At 38.7% G+C, this 19,348-nt stretch carries 19 protein-coding genes and 1 pseudogene; 8 read left to right on the top strand and 12 right to left on the bottom strand.

Annotation, left to right across the window (positions count from 1 at the left end):
- The first annotated feature begins 145 nt into the window (after positions 1 to 145).
- Positions 146 to 1,267 carry a ferrochelatase gene (locus FJR08_RS19670; protein ID WP_015083506.1) on the top strand — a complete coding sequence of 374 codons (1,122 nt, stop codon included), beginning with the start codon at positions 146 to 148 and terminating at the stop codon, positions 1,265 to 1,267.
- Positions 1,268 to 1,354: 87 nt separating this feature from the next.
- On the opposite strand, the gene FJR08_RS19665 is transcribed toward FJR08_RS19670, so the two are convergent.
- From FJR08_RS19665 to FJR08_RS19645, 5 genes are all read right to left on the bottom strand, one after another.
- Positions 1,355 to 4,210 carry a zinc-dependent metalloprotease gene (locus tag FJR08_RS19665; RefSeq protein ID WP_168634279.1) on the bottom strand — a complete coding sequence of 952 codons (2,856 nt, stop codon included), beginning with the start codon at positions 4,208 to 4,210 and terminating at the stop codon, positions 1,355 to 1,357.
- 103 nt (positions 4,211 to 4,313) lie between these two features.
- Positions 4,314 to 6,374 (bottom strand): ribonuclease R family protein, encoded by a 2,061-nt coding sequence (locus FJR08_RS19660; RefSeq protein WP_168634278.1) that lies wholly within the window; start codon positions 6,372 to 6,374, stop codon positions 4,314 to 4,316.
- Positions 6,375 to 6,672: 298 nt separating this feature from the next.
- On the bottom strand, positions 6,673 to 6,888 hold the full coding sequence (gene rpsR / locus FJR08_RS19655) for a 30S ribosomal protein S18 (RefSeq protein ID WP_015083502.1): 216 nt from the start codon (positions 6,886 to 6,888) through the stop codon (positions 6,673 to 6,675).
- 2 nt (positions 6,889 to 6,890) lie between these two features.
- Positions 6,891 to 7,085, bottom strand: coding sequence for a 50S ribosomal protein L33 (gene rpmG, locus FJR08_RS19650; protein WP_010998585.1), 195 nt, complete (start codon positions 7,083 to 7,085; stop codon positions 6,891 to 6,893).
- 46 nt (positions 7,086 to 7,131) lie between these two features.
- Positions 7,132 to 7,686, bottom strand: a complete 555-nt coding sequence (locus FJR08_RS19645) for an RDD family protein (RefSeq protein WP_015083501.1) — start codon at positions 7,684 to 7,686, stop codon at positions 7,132 to 7,134.
- Positions 7,687 to 7,941: 255 nt separating this feature from the next.
- On the opposite strand from FJR08_RS19645, the gene FJR08_RS19640 reads away from it, so the two are divergent.
- The gene (locus FJR08_RS19640) at positions 7,942 to 8,529 is read left to right on the top strand and encodes a Panacea domain-containing protein (RefSeq protein ID WP_015083500.1); all 588 of its coding nucleotides are present in this window, start codon (positions 7,942 to 7,944) and stop codon (positions 8,527 to 8,529) included.
- Positions 8,530 to 8,581: 52 nt separating this feature from the next.
- Here the strand turns inward: FJR08_RS19640 and FJR08_RS24070 are convergent, their stop codons facing one another.
- From FJR08_RS24070 to FJR08_RS19630, 3 genes and pseudogenes are all read right to left on the bottom strand, one after another.
- Positions 8,582 to 8,713 carry a hypothetical protein gene (locus tag FJR08_RS24070; protein WP_256369740.1) on the bottom strand — a complete coding sequence of 44 codons (132 nt, stop codon included), beginning with the start codon at positions 8,711 to 8,713 and terminating at the stop codon, positions 8,582 to 8,584.
- Positions 8,714 to 8,761: 48 nt separating this feature from the next.
- The gene (locus tag FJR08_RS19635) at positions 8,762 to 9,733 is read right to left on the bottom strand and encodes a DsbA family protein (protein WP_168634277.1); all 972 of its coding nucleotides are present in this window, start codon (positions 9,731 to 9,733) and stop codon (positions 8,762 to 8,764) included.
- 112 nt (positions 9,734 to 9,845) lie between these two features.
- A pseudogene (locus FJR08_RS19630) lies at positions 9,846 to 10,043 on the bottom strand (hypothetical protein); the annotation flags it as partial.
- Here FJR08_RS19630 and FJR08_RS24065 point away from each other — a divergent pair.
- Positions 10,038 to 10,160, top strand: a complete 123-nt coding sequence (locus tag FJR08_RS24065) for a hypothetical protein (RefSeq protein WP_256369739.1) — start codon at positions 10,038 to 10,040, stop codon at positions 10,158 to 10,160. The pseudogene FJR08_RS19630 and the gene FJR08_RS24065 overlap by 6 nt on opposite strands.
- Positions 10,161 to 10,315: 155 nt before the next feature.
- Here the strand turns inward: FJR08_RS24065 and FJR08_RS19625 are convergent, their stop codons facing one another.
- Positions 10,316 to 12,766, bottom strand: coding sequence for an ATP-dependent Clp protease ATP-binding subunit (locus FJR08_RS19625; RefSeq protein ID WP_168634276.1), 2,451 nt, complete (start codon positions 12,764 to 12,766; stop codon positions 10,316 to 10,318).
- Between the two features lie 243 nt (positions 12,767 to 13,009).
- On the opposite strand from FJR08_RS19625, the gene FJR08_RS19620 reads away from it, so the two are divergent.
- Positions 13,010 to 13,306, top strand: coding sequence for a DUF3288 family protein (locus tag FJR08_RS19620; RefSeq protein ID WP_015083492.1), 297 nt, complete (start codon positions 13,010 to 13,012; stop codon positions 13,304 to 13,306).
- 87 nt (positions 13,307 to 13,393) lie between these two features.
- Here the strand turns inward: FJR08_RS19620 and FJR08_RS19615 are convergent, their stop codons facing one another.
- A complete protein-coding gene (locus FJR08_RS19615; protein WP_168634275.1) occupies positions 13,394 to 14,833 on the bottom strand; it encodes an MlaD family protein in 1,440 nt (479 codons plus the stop codon).
- 51 nt (positions 14,834 to 14,884) lie between these two features.
- Complete coding sequence (locus tag FJR08_RS19610; protein ID WP_148761179.1) at positions 14,885 to 15,676, bottom strand: ABC transporter ATP-binding protein; 792 nt, start codon at positions 15,674 to 15,676, stop codon at positions 14,885 to 14,887.
- A gap of 83 nt (positions 15,677 to 15,759) precedes the next feature.
- On the opposite strand from FJR08_RS19610, the gene FJR08_RS19605 reads away from it, so the two are divergent.
- Positions 15,760 to 16,149 carry an MAPEG family protein gene (locus tag FJR08_RS19605; protein WP_015083489.1) on the top strand — a complete coding sequence of 130 codons (390 nt, stop codon included), beginning with the start codon at positions 15,760 to 15,762 and terminating at the stop codon, positions 16,147 to 16,149.
- A 104-nt stretch (positions 16,150 to 16,253) separates the two neighbouring features.
- On the opposite strand, the gene ald is transcribed toward FJR08_RS19605, so the two are convergent.
- Complete coding sequence (gene ald / locus FJR08_RS19600) at positions 16,254 to 17,345, bottom strand: alanine dehydrogenase (protein WP_168634274.1); 1,092 nt, start codon at positions 17,343 to 17,345, stop codon at positions 16,254 to 16,256.
- Positions 17,346 to 17,596: 251 nt separating this feature from the next.
- On the opposite strand from ald, the gene FJR08_RS19595 reads away from it, so the two are divergent.
- The 3 genes from FJR08_RS19595 (at position 17,597) to FJR08_RS19585 (ending at position 19,216) form a co-directional block, all read left to right on the top strand.
- Positions 17,597 to 17,767, top strand: coding sequence for a chlorophyll a/b-binding protein (locus tag FJR08_RS19595; RefSeq protein WP_015083487.1), 171 nt, complete (start codon positions 17,597 to 17,599; stop codon positions 17,765 to 17,767).
- Positions 17,768 to 18,116: 349 nt separating this feature from the next.
- The gene (locus FJR08_RS19590; protein WP_015083486.1) at positions 18,117 to 18,410 is read left to right on the top strand and encodes a hypothetical protein; all 294 of its coding nucleotides are present in this window, start codon (positions 18,117 to 18,119) and stop codon (positions 18,408 to 18,410) included.
- A gap of 197 nt (positions 18,411 to 18,607) precedes the next feature.
- Complete coding sequence (locus FJR08_RS19585; protein ID WP_015083485.1) at positions 18,608 to 19,216, top strand: Uma2 family endonuclease; 609 nt, start codon at positions 18,608 to 18,610, stop codon at positions 19,214 to 19,216.
- Positions 19,217 to 19,348 lie beyond the last annotated feature (132 nt).

Below are 19,348 nucleotides of genomic sequence, written 5' to 3'. Positions count from 1 at the left end.
GGATCGTTCAATACCTGAGATGTATATTTTTATTTTTATTTTTATCCTATCCCCCCGGATAGGATATTATGCTACAAATTGAGAGAGATCATCTAGTAATTCTCTAGGCTTGTCTCCCTGTTCTAGTTATCTTGAGGAACTCATTGTGGTTGCAACCCCTGAAAAACTGCACGCTACCCATAGTCACGAGCATCTACCCAGTAAAGACCGTGTAGCCGTATTGCTGATGGGCTATGGCGAAGTCGAAAGCTACGAAGATTTTGCTAACTATAACGAACAAGCTTTAAATTTACTGACTGCTAAATTTGCTCCTGTTCCTACTTGGATTTATCCCCCTTTAGCCAAACTTTTGGCATTATTTGATCGTCATGAATGGGGACACACACATCATGATTTTATCTCCCCACATAATGCCATTTTTGAAAGACAAAGAGCGGGTATTGAACACGAATTACAACATAAATGGGGTAATGGTGTTCAAGTTTTCAAAGCTTTTAACTTTTGCGCTCCTTTTTTACCAAATCAAGTTTTAGCCGAAATTAAAGATCAAGGCTTTAGCAAACTGCTGATTTATCCATTATTGGTTGTTGATTCCATTTTTACCAGTGGTATTGCTCTTGAACAAGTAAATAATGCTCTGGTAGAATTAGCTGATGGTGATGAACATTGGATCAAAGCCCAAAGATATATTCCTTCGTTCTACAATGAGCCAAAATATATTGATTTAATGGCGCATTTGGTAGAAGAAAAAATTCATACTGATTTGGCTACAGGTTATCTACCGTCGCAAATTGGGATTATCTTGATGAATCATGGTTGTCCCCACAAAGCTAAAGGTTTTACATCGGGAATTGATGAAAGTCAAGCCATGTATGAGTTAGTTAGAAACAAGTTAATTAACAATTATCCGTTAATTTCTGTGGGTTGGTTAAATCACGATACCCCATTAATTGAATGGACTCAACCAAATGCTACAGTAGCCGCTCAAAATTTGATTCAATTGGGTGCAAAGGCGTTGCTATTTATGCCCATTGGTTTTGCAACTGAAAATCATGAAACTTTATTAGATGTGCATCACATTATTCATGATTTAGAAAAGCAACATCCAAATGTAGATTATTTACAAATGGCTTGTGTTAATGATGATCCACAATTTCTAGCTATGGTTGCTGAATGGGCAAATGCACATATTGCTGAGTTGATGGAAACGGAAGGAATGGCTGTTAATTCACAATCAGCTATTACTCACCACCATCACCATCATTAAAAGGAATCTGTAAGGGCGCAGTTCCTGCGCCCATTAACTCTGGAATTTATCTAACCGCAGAGGCGCAGAGGACGCAGAGTAAAAAAATTAATTCCCTACTAGTGGTGCATTTAAGGTTTTCTCAATGCGATCGCGTGTTTCCAATAAAAAAGCCTGTGTATATTCATCTTCAGAGTTCACCCGTTTTAATTGATTATTTAATTGCTTGAGTTTATACCAGGCTAAAGTACGGGCATCTTCAGGAGTAGCTTCTTTTCGCAACACCATTCCCATCAGTACATTTAGATATTCCCGTTGTAAACCTCTCCGCAAACTGGAAATTTTTAATTTGCCTTTAGGTTGCAAAACTTCCGACCAAATCCCAGTTTGTAAAGTATCAAATAATTCTGGCAAGGTGAGAGATTTTCCTGTTTCACTTTTTAATTCTAGATCCTTAATCCGTGTTAAGCGATCGCTTGCCAATAAATCCCGTAACACCGCAGTCTGCACCAACAACACTAAATCATGAATTGGATAATCTAACCGTCCGATTTGAATATTAGTCCCCCAATGTAGCCACCGTGAAGGTACTAATTTATTCAGTAATTCCGGGGGAAATTTCAAAGCATCTTCCGCAAAAACATACTTTTGCATTGTCATCAATGCTTGTCGCTGTTGTTCTACCGGCACAGGGACAAATGGTAATTGTCCTTTAGTATCATTTGGTTTAACTCGGTAAAAAGACTGTCCACCAATGTATTTACTGGTATAGTATAAATTCTGTAAATAATTTCTGAGGATGGTATTAAAACGCTCTTCTACATCGCTAGAATTTTCTGCATCTATAGCATATCCCTGATTTAATCGTTCCCACATCCGCCGCGCATTAGCCAATTGTGAATGAGAATAAACCAATACATTACTGCTATGATCCCAAGGATTCACCGTCGGATCACTATTAGATAAATCCTCATCAGGAGCATAACTCAACTCTCGTTGGTTAGATTTTCCAGCAATTGCTGCTAAAAACGACTTTTCTCCCATGGTAGTTGACGCTTGACTGGGAGTGTAACCATACTCAATTACCCATTCATCATAGGGTCCCACCTGCTGTGGAAAATAATCTCCCTGCTTGACACCATTAGGGGCAATGTTTGGGGGAATATAATCCATAACCGATGCTGTCATTCCTTTAGTCTGCGTAATTTCTGGATTATTCATCTCCTCTGGAAAGAGCAAGGTACTACCACGGAAATTATGACGCAAACCTAAAGTATGACCAACTTCATGGGTAATAATTAAACGTAAATATTGATGGATATAATCTTTTAACTGCTCTGGACTTGGTGTAGTATTTCCTAACATTGACATTGCTAAAGAACCAAAAGCCAACTGATTAGATGCTTCCATGCCATAGCATAAATCATAATCTGTCGCTAGTTTAGACAAATTGCCTAATGATTTTGGAGATTTTTGATTACCTTTGCCACACAAACGCCCATTGTTGACCAATGTTGATAAAGAAGTGCTAGTTTGTGAATTTTGAGGTTGAATAATTTGCCGATAATCATTTTTTAATAATCGGACAAAACTACCATCAATCAGAATATCTGCATTCAAAATTTCTCCAGTTAAGGGATTAACACGGGATGGACCCATCGCAAAAAAACCATCTACAGTATTAATCCAACGGATAGTATTATAGCGAATATCGGCTGGGTCCCAGGTAGCATTATCAGGCATTTGTTGAACTTGAATAGCATCCTTGAATCCTGCTTTCAAAAAGGCTTGATTCCACATCAAAATTCCCTCTTTGATAGACTGACGATATTCTAGAGGTACAGCATTATCAATCCAAAAAACAATCGGTTTTTTCGGTGGAGAAATTGCGGCTGTGGGATCTTGTTTTTCTAAATTCCAGCGATTAATATAACGAACAAAAGTATCTCTCCGTTCATCTTTAGATAAATCTTGATAAGCTGTGAGGAAATAACCTACCCGTTCATCAGCTAACCGAGGTTGATATTTAGTTTTTGGTAATTCCGATAAACTATAATGTACCTTTAAGGTAAAACCGCGACTATCTGGTAAAACATCCGAATTCTTGCCACCATTAGCAAAATTGAAAATCGTCCCAATTTCTAAATTATTGGGAAATACTTTCGCATTACCAAGATAACCTTGATCGGGACTAACAGCTAATTCTAAATTAGTAGATAATCCTGCCAAATCTGTGAGTAGTAAATCACCTAAATCAATAAGAATAGTTTTTCCTTGTGAATTAATACTCTTAATAGGAATAGTGTAAAGAACAGAATCACTAAATGATCTTGCTACTGATCTGGCTTGGGGATCTCCTTCACGAGTCCGAAAATTGACATTACGAACCACAAACTGGATTTGATTATCTACCTTTTGAAAGTAGAATAAGAAATCTTGTAATGGCATTCCACTATAAATACCCTTTTCACCAATTCCCGATTCTAAAGTTGAGTTTGCTATAAAGTTTTTTTGGAGTTGTTCTGGTTTAATTTCCAGATAGATTTTATTTTTATGTTTATGACGATAAATAGTAAAGATTCCCTCTGATTTTTGGGTATCCTTGGTAACTTCTGTAAAATCTTCTAATTCATCTTCTTTCGGTGATTTAGAATTGGATTCAGGTTTAGTTTTTGGTTTCTCTGTTTCCTTCTTAACTTGAAGAAATGGCTGTTTTCCTACTTCCTTTAAATCCTTAAATACCCAAACAAAATTTTGTATTTTTACCTGATGATTTTGATCAATAACTGCTATTTTGGAAGATGGTAGTTTTAATTGTTGAACAATTTTATCCACATTAGTGGTTTGTCTCTCTATTTCTATATTTGAATTATCATGATTATTTATTAATGATTTAGCATCAGCAGTTTCTATGGAAACAAATAGACTATTAAACAAAATGAGAGCGAAAGTAAACTTATTCATTTCCTAACTTCCTGATAATTATTGTTTAATAGCCGTCTGAAATGGAAACTCTCCAACTTTGCGCCTTTGCTCCTTTGCGACTGGGCGCGAAACATAACCTATCCTAATTCGTAACTGATTGGGCTTCCTGATACATAATTTCCTGGAAGTGAATCATATCTTTTTGGGGATCAGCCAAACTAACTTTCACTAATAAATTTTCTCCCAAACTGACAGAACGCCGGAAGGACATAGGCAATTGTAAACCCAAATCTTCTAATAAAATTAGTCCTAAATTGCTATCTTCTCGTAACCACATTAATACCGTTACCTGCCAAACTTGTTCAGGATGACGACGTAAATATTCTAAAGCGTAATATCTATTAGTTTGTCGTTCCACCATTGTTGCTTCTTGAGTGATGCTGCTGACCGTCATCATCACTTCTTTGAGTTGTTCAGCGGAGAAGGGTAAACCTTCGCCGCGTAAATGTGCTTTTAATTGGAAGTGGGTGAGTAAGTCGCTATAACGACGAATGGGGGAAGTAGCTTGAGTGTAGGTATCTAAACCCAAACCAGCATGGCGCACTGGTGTAATGCTCATTTCGCTTTTAGGCATACAGCGTCGCATCGCACAGGAACGGACAAAACCGGCTGGAAGCAGGAGCAGTTCTTCCTCTGGAGGTAATTCTGGTTGGGGTTGGCCGCGAAAGGGCAGCGGGATATTATGAGTTTGTCCGTAACGGGCGGCAACTTCTCCAGCAAGAATCATCATTTCTGCGACTAATTGGCGGGAGGAAGAATCATCTAAAACATCAATATTGATATCATCGTCTTTGACTTTGATCATCGCTTCGGGCATATTGATACTGATAGCACCTTGACTATAACGCCAAGTTTTGCGGATTTTTGCCCAATTAGCGATCGCCTCAATTTCTGGTTCTGCTTGAACTCCCAACTCCAGCATCTCATCCACATCTTGATAGGTGAGGCGGTAGGTAGGCTTAATTAAACCAGTGTGTATACAGTAATCTTCCACAGCCCCAACTGCATCTAAAATCACCCCAAAGCTGAGGGCGCAACAGACTTTCCCCTGAATTAAACTCATGGGACCTGTGGCCAACACCTCTGGGAACATGGGAATCATCCCTGTTGGTAAATATACCGTACTGCCCCGTTTTCTGGCTTCCAAATCCAACTCATCATCTGGCATTAATAACCGCGTTGGGTCAGCAATATGCACCCATAACCGTTCCTTACCATCTGGTAATATCTCCCAACTCAAACCATCGTCTATTTCTGTAGTGCTTTCATCATCAATGGTATATACCTTGAGATGTGTGAGATCGAGACGGTTTGTATCTAAATCTGTAGGAGGAAAATCCCAACATTCTTGCGCCACTTCTAATACCTGATGAGGAAATTGAACGGAAATTGATGAACGGCGCAGGAACAGGTTTTCGTGGGAAGTCCACAAACCCAAATCTATCAAGAGTTGAAAGGCCGCCTGGGGCGTAGCAGAACGTCCCAGCATATTCATAGTTTCTAATACTGAGATTGGAGGCGGACAAGCACGAGCTAAAGAGTCGTAATTTATTTTCAGCATTACCACATCCGCCAGCAAAGTCGCATATTTTTCTAATGCGTCTAAACGCTGGCGATCCAGTCTTTGCCATTCTACCACTTGTCCCTGGAGCGCCTGTTCTATCCGGGCTAAAAATTCCTGCTGTCCCTTGGCTTTTTGTGATTCTACTTGAATCTGGTGCTTGCGTTCTGCTATTTGCGCTGCGCTGCGGGGTTCGTAAGCGTCTCCTTTTTGTTTGAAATAGAGTTTATCTTCTGATAACAAACAATGGGCTGCATAACACTGGGGAGATGTGGATTCCGAAAATAGCAGATTTGCCAATTGGCTAGGAGTGACAGTTTCTCCATCTTCAATCAGTAGTTCCCAAGCTATTTCCAGACTTGATGGGTCTAGATAAGGCTGAACTTGACTTAAAAACTCAGCGATTTCCCCTGGTTTATAGGTTTGTCCGTTAACCGTGTAGGTAAATTGGTTATTTTTGATGTTATGGGATTGACCACGTTCATCTACTACAAACCAACTAGTTTTACCGTCTGGACGATCTATCACTCCAAGACGGCGATCGCCTTTAACCCTAAATTCAACTAACGTCCCCTTATCCACAACTGTCGCACTTTAATTTTAATATTTTGAGATTTTTAGACTGGAAATTCTGGATTAAATAACGGGTATTTAATCCTTTATTTAATAATTTGCTGTGAGAAATGCTATTCCAGTTTAGAATTCCATCCTCAAATTTAGCGATATCGTACCATTTTTGAGAATGAATTAATTAAATGTTTTTAGCAATTTCCTAACATTAAATATTAAATTTTAGATTTTGGACTCAAAGTAACTGGGCATATCCATGCAACTGCTACTTTTTTGGATGATCATCCAAAATCCAAAATCCAAAATATTCTTAACCTTCGGCGTTAATGAAGGGCAATAAAGCCACAATTCGAGAGCGTTTAATGGCTAGAGTCAGAGCGCGTTGTTGCTGACAGGTTAAACCGGTGATTCTCCGAGGTAATATTTTACCACGTTCGGTGAGAAACTTCCGCAACAAATCTACATCTTTGTAATCAATGGGATCTCCGGGCTTAATTGGAGAAAGGCGACGACGATAGTAACTCATTCTTACTTAATTTCCTTGTGAACTGTGTGTTTGTTGCAGTGGGTACAGAACTTTTTCAGTTCTAAGCGGTTGGTTGTGTTCCGACGGTTCTTGGTACTGGTATAACGGGATACGCCAGGTGAACGTTTATCTGGATTTGTTCGACACTCGGTGCATTCTAGTGTCACTATTATGCGCGCACCTTTACTCTTAGCCATAATCTTAGAAACTGTAAAGCCTGGAGATAATTAACACAAATGGTTATTATCTCATATTTCGTGGAAATTTTGCAACTAACCGTTTAATTTTTATATCTAATGAATAACCCCGACGGGAAGAAACTATGATAGTCCGAAAAAAGCGGTCATGGAATGCCTGTCGCATCTGAGTATCGGATAAAGCTGCACCGCCGTCAATGATCAGGGGAAGTAATAGGACGACAGCAGCGGGATTGAGGATGATATTCCCCAAGAAAATGGATAATAACAAGCTAGAAAAGCAAATAATCCCTTCTCGCAGTAATAAGGTCTGAAATTGGGGGATTCTGTTGACTATTTCCCCATTTGCAACTTCTAGGATCTTTAAATCAAATGCCCAACGGCCTAAACTTTGTCCCTGATTGTTGTAAACTATGATGACGCGGAAAATTAGCCAAGCAAAAATAAAAACAAAGATTTGGGTAAATTGAATCCCGATTTGATTACTTCTGAAAATAGAACTCAGGAACCATGCACAGAAGAAGTCAAGAGCTAAGGCCATACCTCGACGGGTAAGATCCCCTTTCGGGAAGTGTCTTTGATTGACTTTAACAAGAGTCATAGCCTTTACCTCGCTGCTGGTAGAATAGTGAGTTTATTTAAACTTGTATCAATATCTCTCAACAATTTAAAATCATCCTCTGATAAAAGATAACTATTGTTACTAACTAAGGTCTAGGGTTTCTATCAAAGTATAGCCAGATTTAATTTTTAGTAAAATTATACTAATTTGGTAATCCCAGATTATAATATTATATGTAAGTAAGCTTGAAAATTTTTTCAGATATTCATTCTATTTTGATTTGCGAGTCTGATTATGATTGATTGTCTCAATGCAGCTCGTTACTTTATTGCGAGAGCCTACGAAGACAGTATGGAAGCAGAAATGACTAATATGAAAGTTCAGAAGCTTCTGTATTATTCACAAAGCTTACATTTGGCGATGTACGATGAACCGTTATTTGCAGAAGAAATTCAAGCATGGCGATACGGTCCTGTGTGTCCTCCTGCTTATAGATTTTATAGTGAATTTGAAGCTAATCAATTACCTGTTCCTAGTCAAGAATTATTGTTACAAATTCCTGATGATCAGAAAAAACTTCTCGAAGAAGTGTGGGAAAATTTTGGAGGTTATCACGCCTATTTGCTGAGTGATATGACTCATTTGGAGTTTCCTTGGAAAAAAGCTCGTAAGGGTTTACTACCCCAAGCAAGCTCAACTAAGCCGATTTTGCTGGAGGATTTGAAAGCATTAGGTCATCAAAAATTAGACTTAATAGAACGTGATCATCCTGCTTATCAACCCATAATGTCTGAACTTGTGAAGGACGCTTGTACTTCGGAATCATCAACTAGAATTAAGAAGGGAGAAGTGCGTGACTGGCTTAATTCCCTTCTCGATTGAAGAATCCGAAAATGTTAGAGAAATATTAGATTATTAATTTCGGCTATTTTACTTATTTATTAACAACTTCATTTAATGCTTCATGAATAACATCATCACTCACACCATGTCGTTTTAAACTAGCAATTAAAGCATTAACTGTATTATTTTCTAACTTTTCTAAAAACGAACCACGAAGGCACAAAGAACACGAAGTAAAGAGAGTTTCAGAGAGTTTTTGCATAAATGCTAATTATGATTCATCAAATTTATTTCCACAGGTCATGCAAATACCTGAATCACTAATGACGTTACCAGGACATCCTTCACAATTACACTTTTCACGTCCAACTTTACTGGTTTGATCACATAGGAGACAGTAAAGTTTGTCTGTATTTTGTCCTTTAGGTTTCAGTTGTGCGCGTTTAGTAATCTTCTCATTATAATTTTCAAGAGTATTCTTTAATAGTTCAAATGCTTTGTAGCAATGCGGGCAAAGATACCAATATTGTGTCTTATCACTAATACCAAAATACTCAGTTAAAAGGCTTTCTCCTAATAGTTCAATTACATGATCAATTTCGGTAGCAATTTCAAGCAAAATATGAGCTTTTTTTAGCTCATCATCTGTTCGACGGATATACGATTGATTTTCAAGAAACTTTTTTCGAGTTTTAATCCATGAACGCTTCCCAATTAGCTGCTGACTAATTTCCAATATATTAATCAATAAATCCTTATATTCTATATCTAAATTTTTTGGAACAGAGTGCATAATAGTATTTCGCTTATCTTTAAGCTTTTTAAATACTTCCTGCTCAAATTTATCTGTTAATGGAGTTAATGGAGGATCTATCACGGCATTATACACTTTAATGAGATTACTTGCCTCAATTGTTTTAAGTTCGCTAAAACTTCTATCTTTATTTTTTCCGTTGTACCAATCGTCTGTGAGTATTAAGTAAGGGCTTTTTTTAACAATATGTCCTTTCAGAAGAAATTCATTACCCTGCTGAATAAGTACAAGAGATGTCGAAAGATAAGGTTTTACTTTTTTCCAGTATTTATTGTCAATGTCTTCATTATCTTCTTCATCATTAAGATCCGAAGAAGCTTTTATTTTTGTGTGCTGAAATAATAAATCGAAGATGTTGTCCCAGGCCATATTGAGAAAATCTTCACCAGATGCTATGAAATCATCAGAAGATGGAATATCTTTAATCATATTATGTTCAAAAAATAACATTATAGTGGATTGTTGTCTCATTATTCAATTGATACTTTTATCAATTTTACAAATCTTATTATAATGATATAATCTTTAAAAATTGCTTTATTTAAATCTTCTCCCTCGCAGGTGGCACAATACCCAACCTATTTAACCCCGCATCAATATTTCTCAATAACTTAAAATCATCCTCCGGTAAAAGATAACTATTACTACTAACAAAACCCCCAACGGGCTGTTTTTCTAAAAATGCAAATGCTTGGCGAAATTGTTGCGGTTCTGCCTTAATTTGGGCATCAAAATGACACAACCAAAAACCATAACAGTACAAGAACGAGCCGAAAATCTAGAATTGAATGGAATTAATGTCATAGGGATTGAAATTCTCAATCCTTCCCAAAAAATTAGAAACTTTCAGTCATAGCATAAGATTACCTCTCTTCTTCCATCTTCCTCCGTGTCCTCTGTGCCTCTGTGGTTCGTTTAATCCATATTCTTCCGTAAAAAACCCATAAAAAAAGGTGGGTTAACAATAAAGTCACCCACCAAATAAATTACCGATATTGTAGAAATCCCTAATTAACCAACATTAGTTAATAACAACTCACGGGTTTCCGATTTTCTGACCTTTACCTGGCCATCATCATCTACATCCACAATAGCCTTATCTCCATCTGCAATTTCCCCAGATAAGATCGCTTCAACCAGAGAATCTTCCAACAGACGCACAATAGCGCGGCGTAATGGTCTAGCACCGTAGCTAGGATCATAGCCTTCTTGGACAACCTTCTCTTTAAAAGCTTCCGTCACTTCTAAAGTGATATCCTTCTCTTTGAGACGACTACCAACATCACGCAGCATGATTTCAGCAATTTGCTTGACTTCATCTTTGTTGAGTTGAGTGAAGACGATAATATCATCAACACGGTTGAGGAATTCGGGACGGAAATATGCTTTGAGTTCTTCGTTAACCAAGTTACGAATCCGATGATAACTAGCTTCTGCTGCATTATCAAACTCAAACCCTAAGCTACTACCACCTTTTTCAATTACCTTAGAACCGATATTAGAAGTCAAGATAATTAATGTATTCTTGAAATCTACTTTCCGACCTTTCGCATCCGTGAGATGACCGTCATCCAAGATTTGCAGCAGCATATTGAATACATCGGGATGCGCTTTTTCGATTTCGTCGAATAGCAACACTGTGTAAGGTTTGCGCCGTACAGCTTCCGTTAATTGTCCGCCTTCATCGTATCCTACATAACCAGGAGGTGAACCAATCAACTTGGAAACGTTGTGGCTTTCCATGTATTCGGACATATCTAAACGCACCATTGATTCTTCATCCCCGAAGAAGTAAGCCGCTAAGGCTTTAGCTAATTCAGTTTTACCTACACCAGTCGGACCAGAAAAGATAAAACTAGCAATGGGACGATTAGGACTCTTTAAGCCGACACGGGCGCGACGAATAGCGCGAGAAACCGATGTAACTGCTTGTTCTTGTCCGATCAATCTTGTATGTAAAGTGTCTTCAAGATGTAAAAGTAATTCAGATTCAGATTCAGTCAGTTTGTTCACGGGAACACCAGTCCAAGAAGCGACAATTTGAGCAATGTCTTCTTCGTTGACAAGGGGAGCGTTGACAGTTTCCTGATTTTCTTCTAAATCAAGTCTGGTTTGTAGTTCTAATTCTTGTATCCGCAATTTACCAGCTTTGCTAAAATCTTGAACTCTAATGGCTTCCGATTTGGCTTTGGTAGCGGTGGTTAATTCCCGTTTAAGTTCTTTGTTATTCGCAATGTGCGAGTGACGTAAACGCACGCGAGAACCAGCTTCATCAATCAAGTCAATGGCTTTGTCGGGTAGAAAGCGATCGCTAATATAACGATCTGCCAATTCAGCCGCCGCAACTACTGCTTCATCCGTAATATTGACTCTATGATGCTGTTCATAAGCACCGCGTAAACCATAGAGAATATCAATAGTTTCGGCTACCGATGGTTCTCCCACCAAAATTGGCTGGAAACGCCGCTCTAAAGCCGCATCACGCTCGATGTGCTGACGATATTCATCTAAGGTAGTAGCACCAATGCACTGGAGTTCACCCCGTGCTAAAGCCGGTTTCAGGATATTAGCTGCATCCAAACCGCCTTCTGTGCCACCTGCACCCACTAAGGTATGAATTTCATCAATCACTAAGATGATGTTTCCGGCGCTGCGGACTTCCTCCATGATTTTTTTGAGGCGTTCCTCAAAATCACCCCGGAAACGAGTTCCCGCTACCACAGACCCCATATCCAAACTAATTACTTGCTTATCAAGTAAAATTTCGGGGACATCTTGATTGATAATACGTTGCGCTAAACCTTCAGCGATCGCTGTTTTACCAACCCCTGGTTCTCCAATTAAAACCGGGTTATTTTTGGTTCTCCGACCGAGAATTTGCACAGTTCTTTCAATTTCCTTCTGGCGACCAACTACCGGGTCTAGCCTGCCATCCTGAGCCAGTTTGGTGAGATTTCTGCCAAACGCCTCTATGGATAAATTTTGATTGCGCTGGGAATTACTTCTACCACCAGTGACAACCGCTGTATCTTCACCCAATCGGCTCATCACAGCGGAACGGATAACTGGTAAATCCACTCCTAGATTTTGTAATACTTTGGCGGCGACTCCTTCACCAGCCTCAGTTAAACCTAATAATAAGTGTTCAGTGTTTATGTAATTATGTCCAAGACCGTGAGCTTCTCGGAAAGATTGCTCAAACAGGCTTTTTACTTTCGGGGTAAAAGGAATTTCCGGTGGGACAAACCCAGAACCCCGGCCAATTATTTTTTCTACTTCCCGACGGGCTTCTTTCAGGGTAACACCCAACTCAGCCAGCACCTTAGCAGCAACACCTGTTCCTTCTCCCATTAGACCCAGGAGAATTTGTTCTGTTCCTACAAAGTTGTGTCCCAGTCGTCGTGCTTCCTCCTGGGCTAACATAATTACCCTAATGGCTTCGGAAGTGAAGTGTTCAAACATAGCGGGTTCTTTCCCTCGTGCTGCTTGGACTTTGGGTGAGATATTATTTCACCCTCATCTAAAGTTTCTTGTATTTTCTTAAAGATAATGTATCTTTATTTTAAGCTGAATGGCAGTAGTGAGAGCCGTAAGTGACAAGGCGTAGTTGCCGTCATTCACTAGATAATGGTAGATAATTAGCAATGGTCGAGATTTTTCATCTTGAGTTGTTGATGGATTGCTAACTTCGTACAGGTATTAATTGTGACAGAAATTTCCGGCGGTAAAGACCAACAACATCCACTCTACAACCGCGATCGCCCCCTTATTGATATTTTACTCGCTCAAGACGCAACCGATTACAATTTATCAGAATTGGCTAGACTAAAAATTCGCTATCAAGGTTTTCCGGGAGCGCGGGACATCCAAAGCAACTTAGATAAAGTTTTGCAACGCTGGGGTTTAACGGAAACTGAACTATTTGCAAAAACCCGTCAAATCCATGATATCGGCGGAATTTACAAAAGTCAGGGCAAAAAAGACGAGCAGGATTGGAATTAGGGAATAGGAGTTCAGGAGTCAGGAGTCAGGAGTCAGGAGGAAAAAAGAATAAAGAAGGAAGTTTCTCCCCCACTTCCCCCACTTCCCCTACTCCCTGTCCCCTGTCCCCTGTTCTCGATAATCTCGGAGTTGTTGGAGGAGTTGTTCTTGGGATGAATTGGGTGGTTCGGAGATAGGTTGGGTGGTTATTTCTACTTTCTCCAGGGTTTTGGGTGCGGGAGTAATTACTAAGTTTCGACTTTGCTCAACTACCGATACTTGTTTTTGGGGAACGGGTGCGGTAATTACTACCTTTGGGCGATTAGCATCAGCTTTGAGAGAATCTAGAGTTACAGCTACCTTGGTTTTTTCCTGGATGTCTTTGCTAGAAGAAACTAATTTACTCAGACCATTTACCAATCGCAGCATATTTTGACGGAACTTAGGATCGCCTGTTAATTCATCTAAATCAGCGGTAATTTTTTGGGTATTTTCAAATGTTGCTCTAGCTGCATCTAAAGTTTGTTGCAGTAAAACAATGTTTTTTGGATCATTTAAAGTTTTAGAAGCATCTTTTAAATTCGCAGAAGCTTCGGCTGCATTTGCAGATAGGGTTTCTAGGTTATTTAATAATTTTCCTTGGGTTAAGCGGTTAATCGCCGGTGATAAACTGGTAATTGTTTGCCTAAGTTGGTTACTGGTTTCCGTCATACTATTCAAAGTACCAACTAAAGAAGAACGATTAGTAGTGATGAGATTATCTAAATTTGTTAGTAAGCGACTTGCTTGTTTGGCTGTTGTACTAAAGTCTTTAGATGTTTCGCCTAATTGATTCGCTGTTTTGGTTGTGGTTGCAGTTAATTGGACTGTCGAACGTTGTAATGTAGCTGCTGTATCTGAAAATACACCTATTTGTCCTTTGAAGGTTTTGCTCAACCCTTGCAAATCCTTCGTCAAATCAGCGATATTAGCAGCAGCATTAGCCGAGGTTTCTAACGTACGATTCACATTTTTATAGAACTTTTCGTTACTGTACTGAGCCGCAAAAATAGTTGATTGTCGCATCAGTTCATCCACACTGATCCCAATTATCCCTTTTAAGCGAGAACCATTACAAATAATTAGGCTGGAATTACAGTCTTTATCTAGGGGTTTAGCGGTTACCTTCCCAGGTAAATCTCCTTTTGGTGTAATGTCAATAATATTTTCGCTAATTAATCCACTTTGATTGGCTTCAATGATCGAATTACTGGGAATTATTAAATCAGGGGAGTTAATTTGAATTTCGACATCAATCGCATTTGAGCCGGGTTTAACATTGGTGATAGTCCCCACTTTCACACCCCGAAAACGCACTGCTGAACCTTTTTGCATTCCCCCCGCGTTAGCAAATTCGATAGTTGCTTGATAAGAAGTTTGGCCGGGGGTGATTCTATTCAACCACAGTAAAATTACTCCAAATGCGCCTAACCCTAACAGGAGCAACAATCCTACAGAACCTTCTCTCCATGTACGTGCAGATGTGAAGCTGCTAATTAGACCTCGCATTTATTCCTCCACTGATAGCGTTAAACTCAGCAATTTTATTTGATTTGGTACTTAACCAGCTACTTGAATGGGTCCATGTACACTTCCACTCATAAATTGTCTAATTAAGGGATTTTCTGTGTGATCTAAGGCAACTACTGTACCTTGCCATTGCACTTTTCCTTGATAAAGAAAGACTATTTGATCCGATGTCCGCCGAATTGTACTATCTTGGTGAGTCACAATGGAGTAGGTACTACAGACTCCTTGTGTATGTTGTAAGTCACGGATTAAGTCCTCAATTACCGTTGAGGCAATGGGATCTAATCCGGCTGTAGGTTCATCGTATAATAAAACCTCTGGACTATCTGTAGGACGTTGAGGATTGGACATAATAGCACGGGCAAAACTGACTCTTTTTCGCATTCCTCCAGAAAGTTCTGACGGGTAAAGGTGACTAATATCTGCTAGTCCTACCAATTCTAGTTTTTGATTGACTAATTCCCGAATATGCGATCGCTTTAATCGAGAATGTTGATAAAGTAGAAATCCAATGTTCTCTTCGACTGTCAAGGAGTCAAATAAGGCCGCTTGCTGAAATACCATCCCAATCCCCACAGGGTCAGCAGCATCTTCTATTAAACCTTTTCGTTGTACTCCTTGAATATAAATTTCTCCCTCATCGGGTTTTAATAATCCGGCTATAATCCGCAAAACCGTTGATTTACCAGTTCCTGATGGTCCAATAATCCCTAATGCTTGGCCTCGATATATCTTTAAATCCACATTATCTAAAACTTTGTTATTGCCAAAAGTTTTAGAAATACCTCTTAATTCAATTAATGGTTCTAATGTTTCTATCATTGCTGGTTGGTAATTGATTAAATTCTCACCTGTAACCTATAATATTTTGTAAATAACTTTATTTTCCCATTTTACTCAAGTTTATGTCTCCTTATCCTAGTTTAGTAACTGTTTCCGCACTTATACTATACTTTGTAGTCACAATTAATGTTGGTATAGCTAGAGCTAAATATCAAGTCCCCGTACCGCAAACTACAGGAAACCTCGATTTTGAAAGAGTGCTAAGGGTACAACAAAATACCTTGGAACAACTAGCTTTATTTATTCCGGCTTTATGGTTGTTTTCTATTTACGTTAGTCCTATTTGGGGTTCTGCTCTCGGTGCAGCTTGGATAGTAGGAAGAATTGCTTATGCTTGGGGATATTATCAAGCTGCTGAAAAACGCGGTCCTGGTTTTGCAATTAGTTCTCTCAGCGGTATCGTGCTAATTCTTGGTTCGCTGGTGGGGATTATTTTATCTATGGTGAAATAGACTGGGGACTGGGGACTGGGGACTGGGGACTGGGGACTGGGGACTGGGTTGAATTTTACCAATCACCAATCACCAATCACCAATTACCAATTACCAATTACCAATTACCCAACTAAATCGGGGAAGACTTCTTGGACAGCAGGATGTACAAGCCGATGATTTTGGACGTTTAAACCTTTTGCTAAGGCTGGGTTAATGTCTAAGGCTTTAAGTCCCAGGTTTGCTAACTGGACAGTATAGGGTAAGGTGCTGTTGTTGAGGGCTTGTGTGGATGTCCAAGGAACTGCTCCTGGCATATTAGGAACGCCATAATGCACTACTCCCTCATCAATGTATACTGGTTTGGTGTGAGATGTGGGGTATAATGTTTCCACGCATCCACCTTGATCTACAGCGACATCAACAATCACTGAACCAGGACGCATTTGTTTAACTAATGCACGAGATACTAGAATGGGGGCTTTTTTACCAGGAATTAAAACTGCACCAATCAGTAAATCGGCTTCTTTGACTGCGGCTTCAATATGGGCGGAATTGCTGTAAAGTAGTTCTACTCTCGAACCAAAGAGGGTTTCTAGGTAAGATAGGCGTTCCACGTTGACATCTAATATTTGCACCATTGCACCCATACCGACGGCGATTTTTGCGGCTTCTGTACCGACTACACCACCACCTAAAATCACGACTTTACCGGCTTTGACTCCGGGGATACCTCCTAAAAGTACGCCTCTTCCTCCTTGTTGACTTTCTAGGAATCTTGCGCCAAATTGTACGGCTAACCGACCAGCAACAATACTCATGGGGGTGAGTAAGGGGAGTTTATTTGCTCCCGGTTGTTCTACGGTTTCATAAGCGATCGCACAAGTGCCACAATCAATTAAATGTTCTGTTAGTTGACGATTTGCAGCTAAATGTAAATAAGTAAATAATAATTGTCCTTTCTGCAAGAATTTATACTCGCTTATTAAAGGCTCTTTTACCTTAACAACTAACTCCCGATTCCAAGCAGCATCGGCTTTATCTACAATTTCTGCTCCAGCATTACGGTAGTCTTCATCAGTAAATCCCGCAACCGTACCAGCTTTACTTTCTACAAAAATATTATTACCATTTTCTCGTAATACCCGAACACTGGAAGGACTTAAACCTACCCGAAATTCTTGATCTTTAGTTTCCTTGGGAACACCAATTTCCATTGATAACCTCTTATATTTTATTGTTTCACTTTAGCGTGCCAGTACCTAGCTGATTATTTCCGTATTCAGTAATTCAAAATCCAAAATTTTTTAGTCTCCCTCACGCTACACCTTGACTAATTCGCCAGGTTTCTTACAATAGATAAAGAATAATTAAAAATTGTTAAGTACCGACGACCATCTCCGACAATTTACTTGAAAAATCCCTGTAAATTTTTGTTTGCCAATTATCAAGAAAGGAATCACTGATTATGACACAACAACAACCAACTATTACCCCTAAATTAGAACAACCTAAGTTTGGTTTTAATGAATATGCCGAGCGTTTAAATGGCAGAGCGGCTATGATTGGCTTTGTTTTAATGGTGATAATCGAATATGCTACCAATCAAGGTGTAATTGCATGGCTCGGTTTGAAGTAAACTTCTAATCTGGCGTTACTGATAATTTGCGTGGCATAGTTTACTAAAGCATGAATTTAGGTGTAGAGATGTTCCATGGAATGTCTCTACATTAGTTTTCAGTTGATTTTTGTCCTCACAGTCTGTTTCGCTAAATTAATTTCGTGCGTCAGTCCTAGTACAATGGAAATAATTGTGATGATCCTCAAAGCAATTACTTCTAGGGTGTTAATTACCGTACTCCCTTTTTCGGCAAAGGAAATTACAATTATTTGTGCTATTATTTGCCTCTAATCAAATAGACGAATTGTAGTTGGAATATTCTGAGTAAGTTTATACAAAAACTCTAAGTGGAACTAAGTAAGCTGTGATGAATGCTGTATTACCTCGTTTTTTAAAGTCAGCCTACCGCAAAGAACCGATCATTAGTGTATTGATAACAGCGGGAACAATAGATGCTATCATTGGTGGTTTGGATGATAGTTGGTCACTTTTCATCTTTGGTTTAGGAACAGTTGGAATAGCTCTCGTCTTTAAATTATGGCGAATGCAGCAACGTCCGGCTTTACCAGAAGAGCCTGTTGCTCAATATTATTTACCTCCTCAGTCTTCGGCTGATCCTTTACCTGTATTAAAGGTTTCCAAGAAGAAACCCCGTCAGTAATTACCGAAGCTGTCAGCGGTAAAACGCTTGAGGTGCAAAGCTTTATGATGAAAATTTGTACCTCATTTGCCCAAAATATGCTATATTTGGAAATTTTGGGAAGATTCAGGACTACTGGTTATATGTGGTCTTTGTCAGAAATTTACATTATTCAAAATCAAGTAAAATTCAATTAGTAACTATTACTAAATAGAACGATGAAACTACAAACTACTACCCAAGAAATCAAAGTAGTTACGGCTTACTATACTCCAGAAGAATATTTAGAATTAGAGGAAAAAGCTGATTATAAGAATGAATATCGAGATGGAGAAATTATATCTATGACTGGTGGAACAACAAATCATAATAAACTGGCGTTAAATTTAGCAACTGGCTTGAATGTGGCGTTAAATGATTTAGACTATGAAATTTATATTGGTGATGTGAAATTGTGGATACCACGCTATCGAGAATTTACTTATCCTGATGTGATGGTAATTGAAGGTCAGCCTGTTTATTACAGTGCGAATACTACAATAGTTACTAATCCTGTGTTAATTGTGGAAGTTTTATCTAAATCAACAAAAGATTATGACCGTGGTGATAAGTTTCTTTATTATCGCTCAATTCCTGAATTTAAAGAATATATTTTAATTGACCAAACTAAATATTATGTAATGCAGTATGTGAAAACTTCGGAAAATCAATGGATTTTGACAGAGTATGAAACTGAAGATGCTCTGATAAATTTGTCATCAATTAATGTAGAATTATCTTTGAAGCAATTATATAAAAAAGTCAATTTCTCGGAAAATTTAGAATAAAAAATCTCGGAATTTGGTGATTACTTTTTTATTAACAACTGACAACTGTACGGGCGAAGCATTTGAAGAACTATTTTTGGCAATGACCGATAATTTATCTTCCAAATGCTTCGCCACTACTGACAACTGTAC

This window comes from Dolichospermum sp. UHCC 0260, from assembly GCF_009711985.1.
Taxonomy (GTDB): Bacteria; Cyanobacteriota; Cyanobacteriia; order Cyanobacteriales; family Nostocaceae; genus Dolichospermum; species Dolichospermum lemmermannii.
The sequence above is the reverse complement of the archived record's forward strand: the minus strand, read 5'-3'. Positions and strand labels throughout refer to the sequence as shown.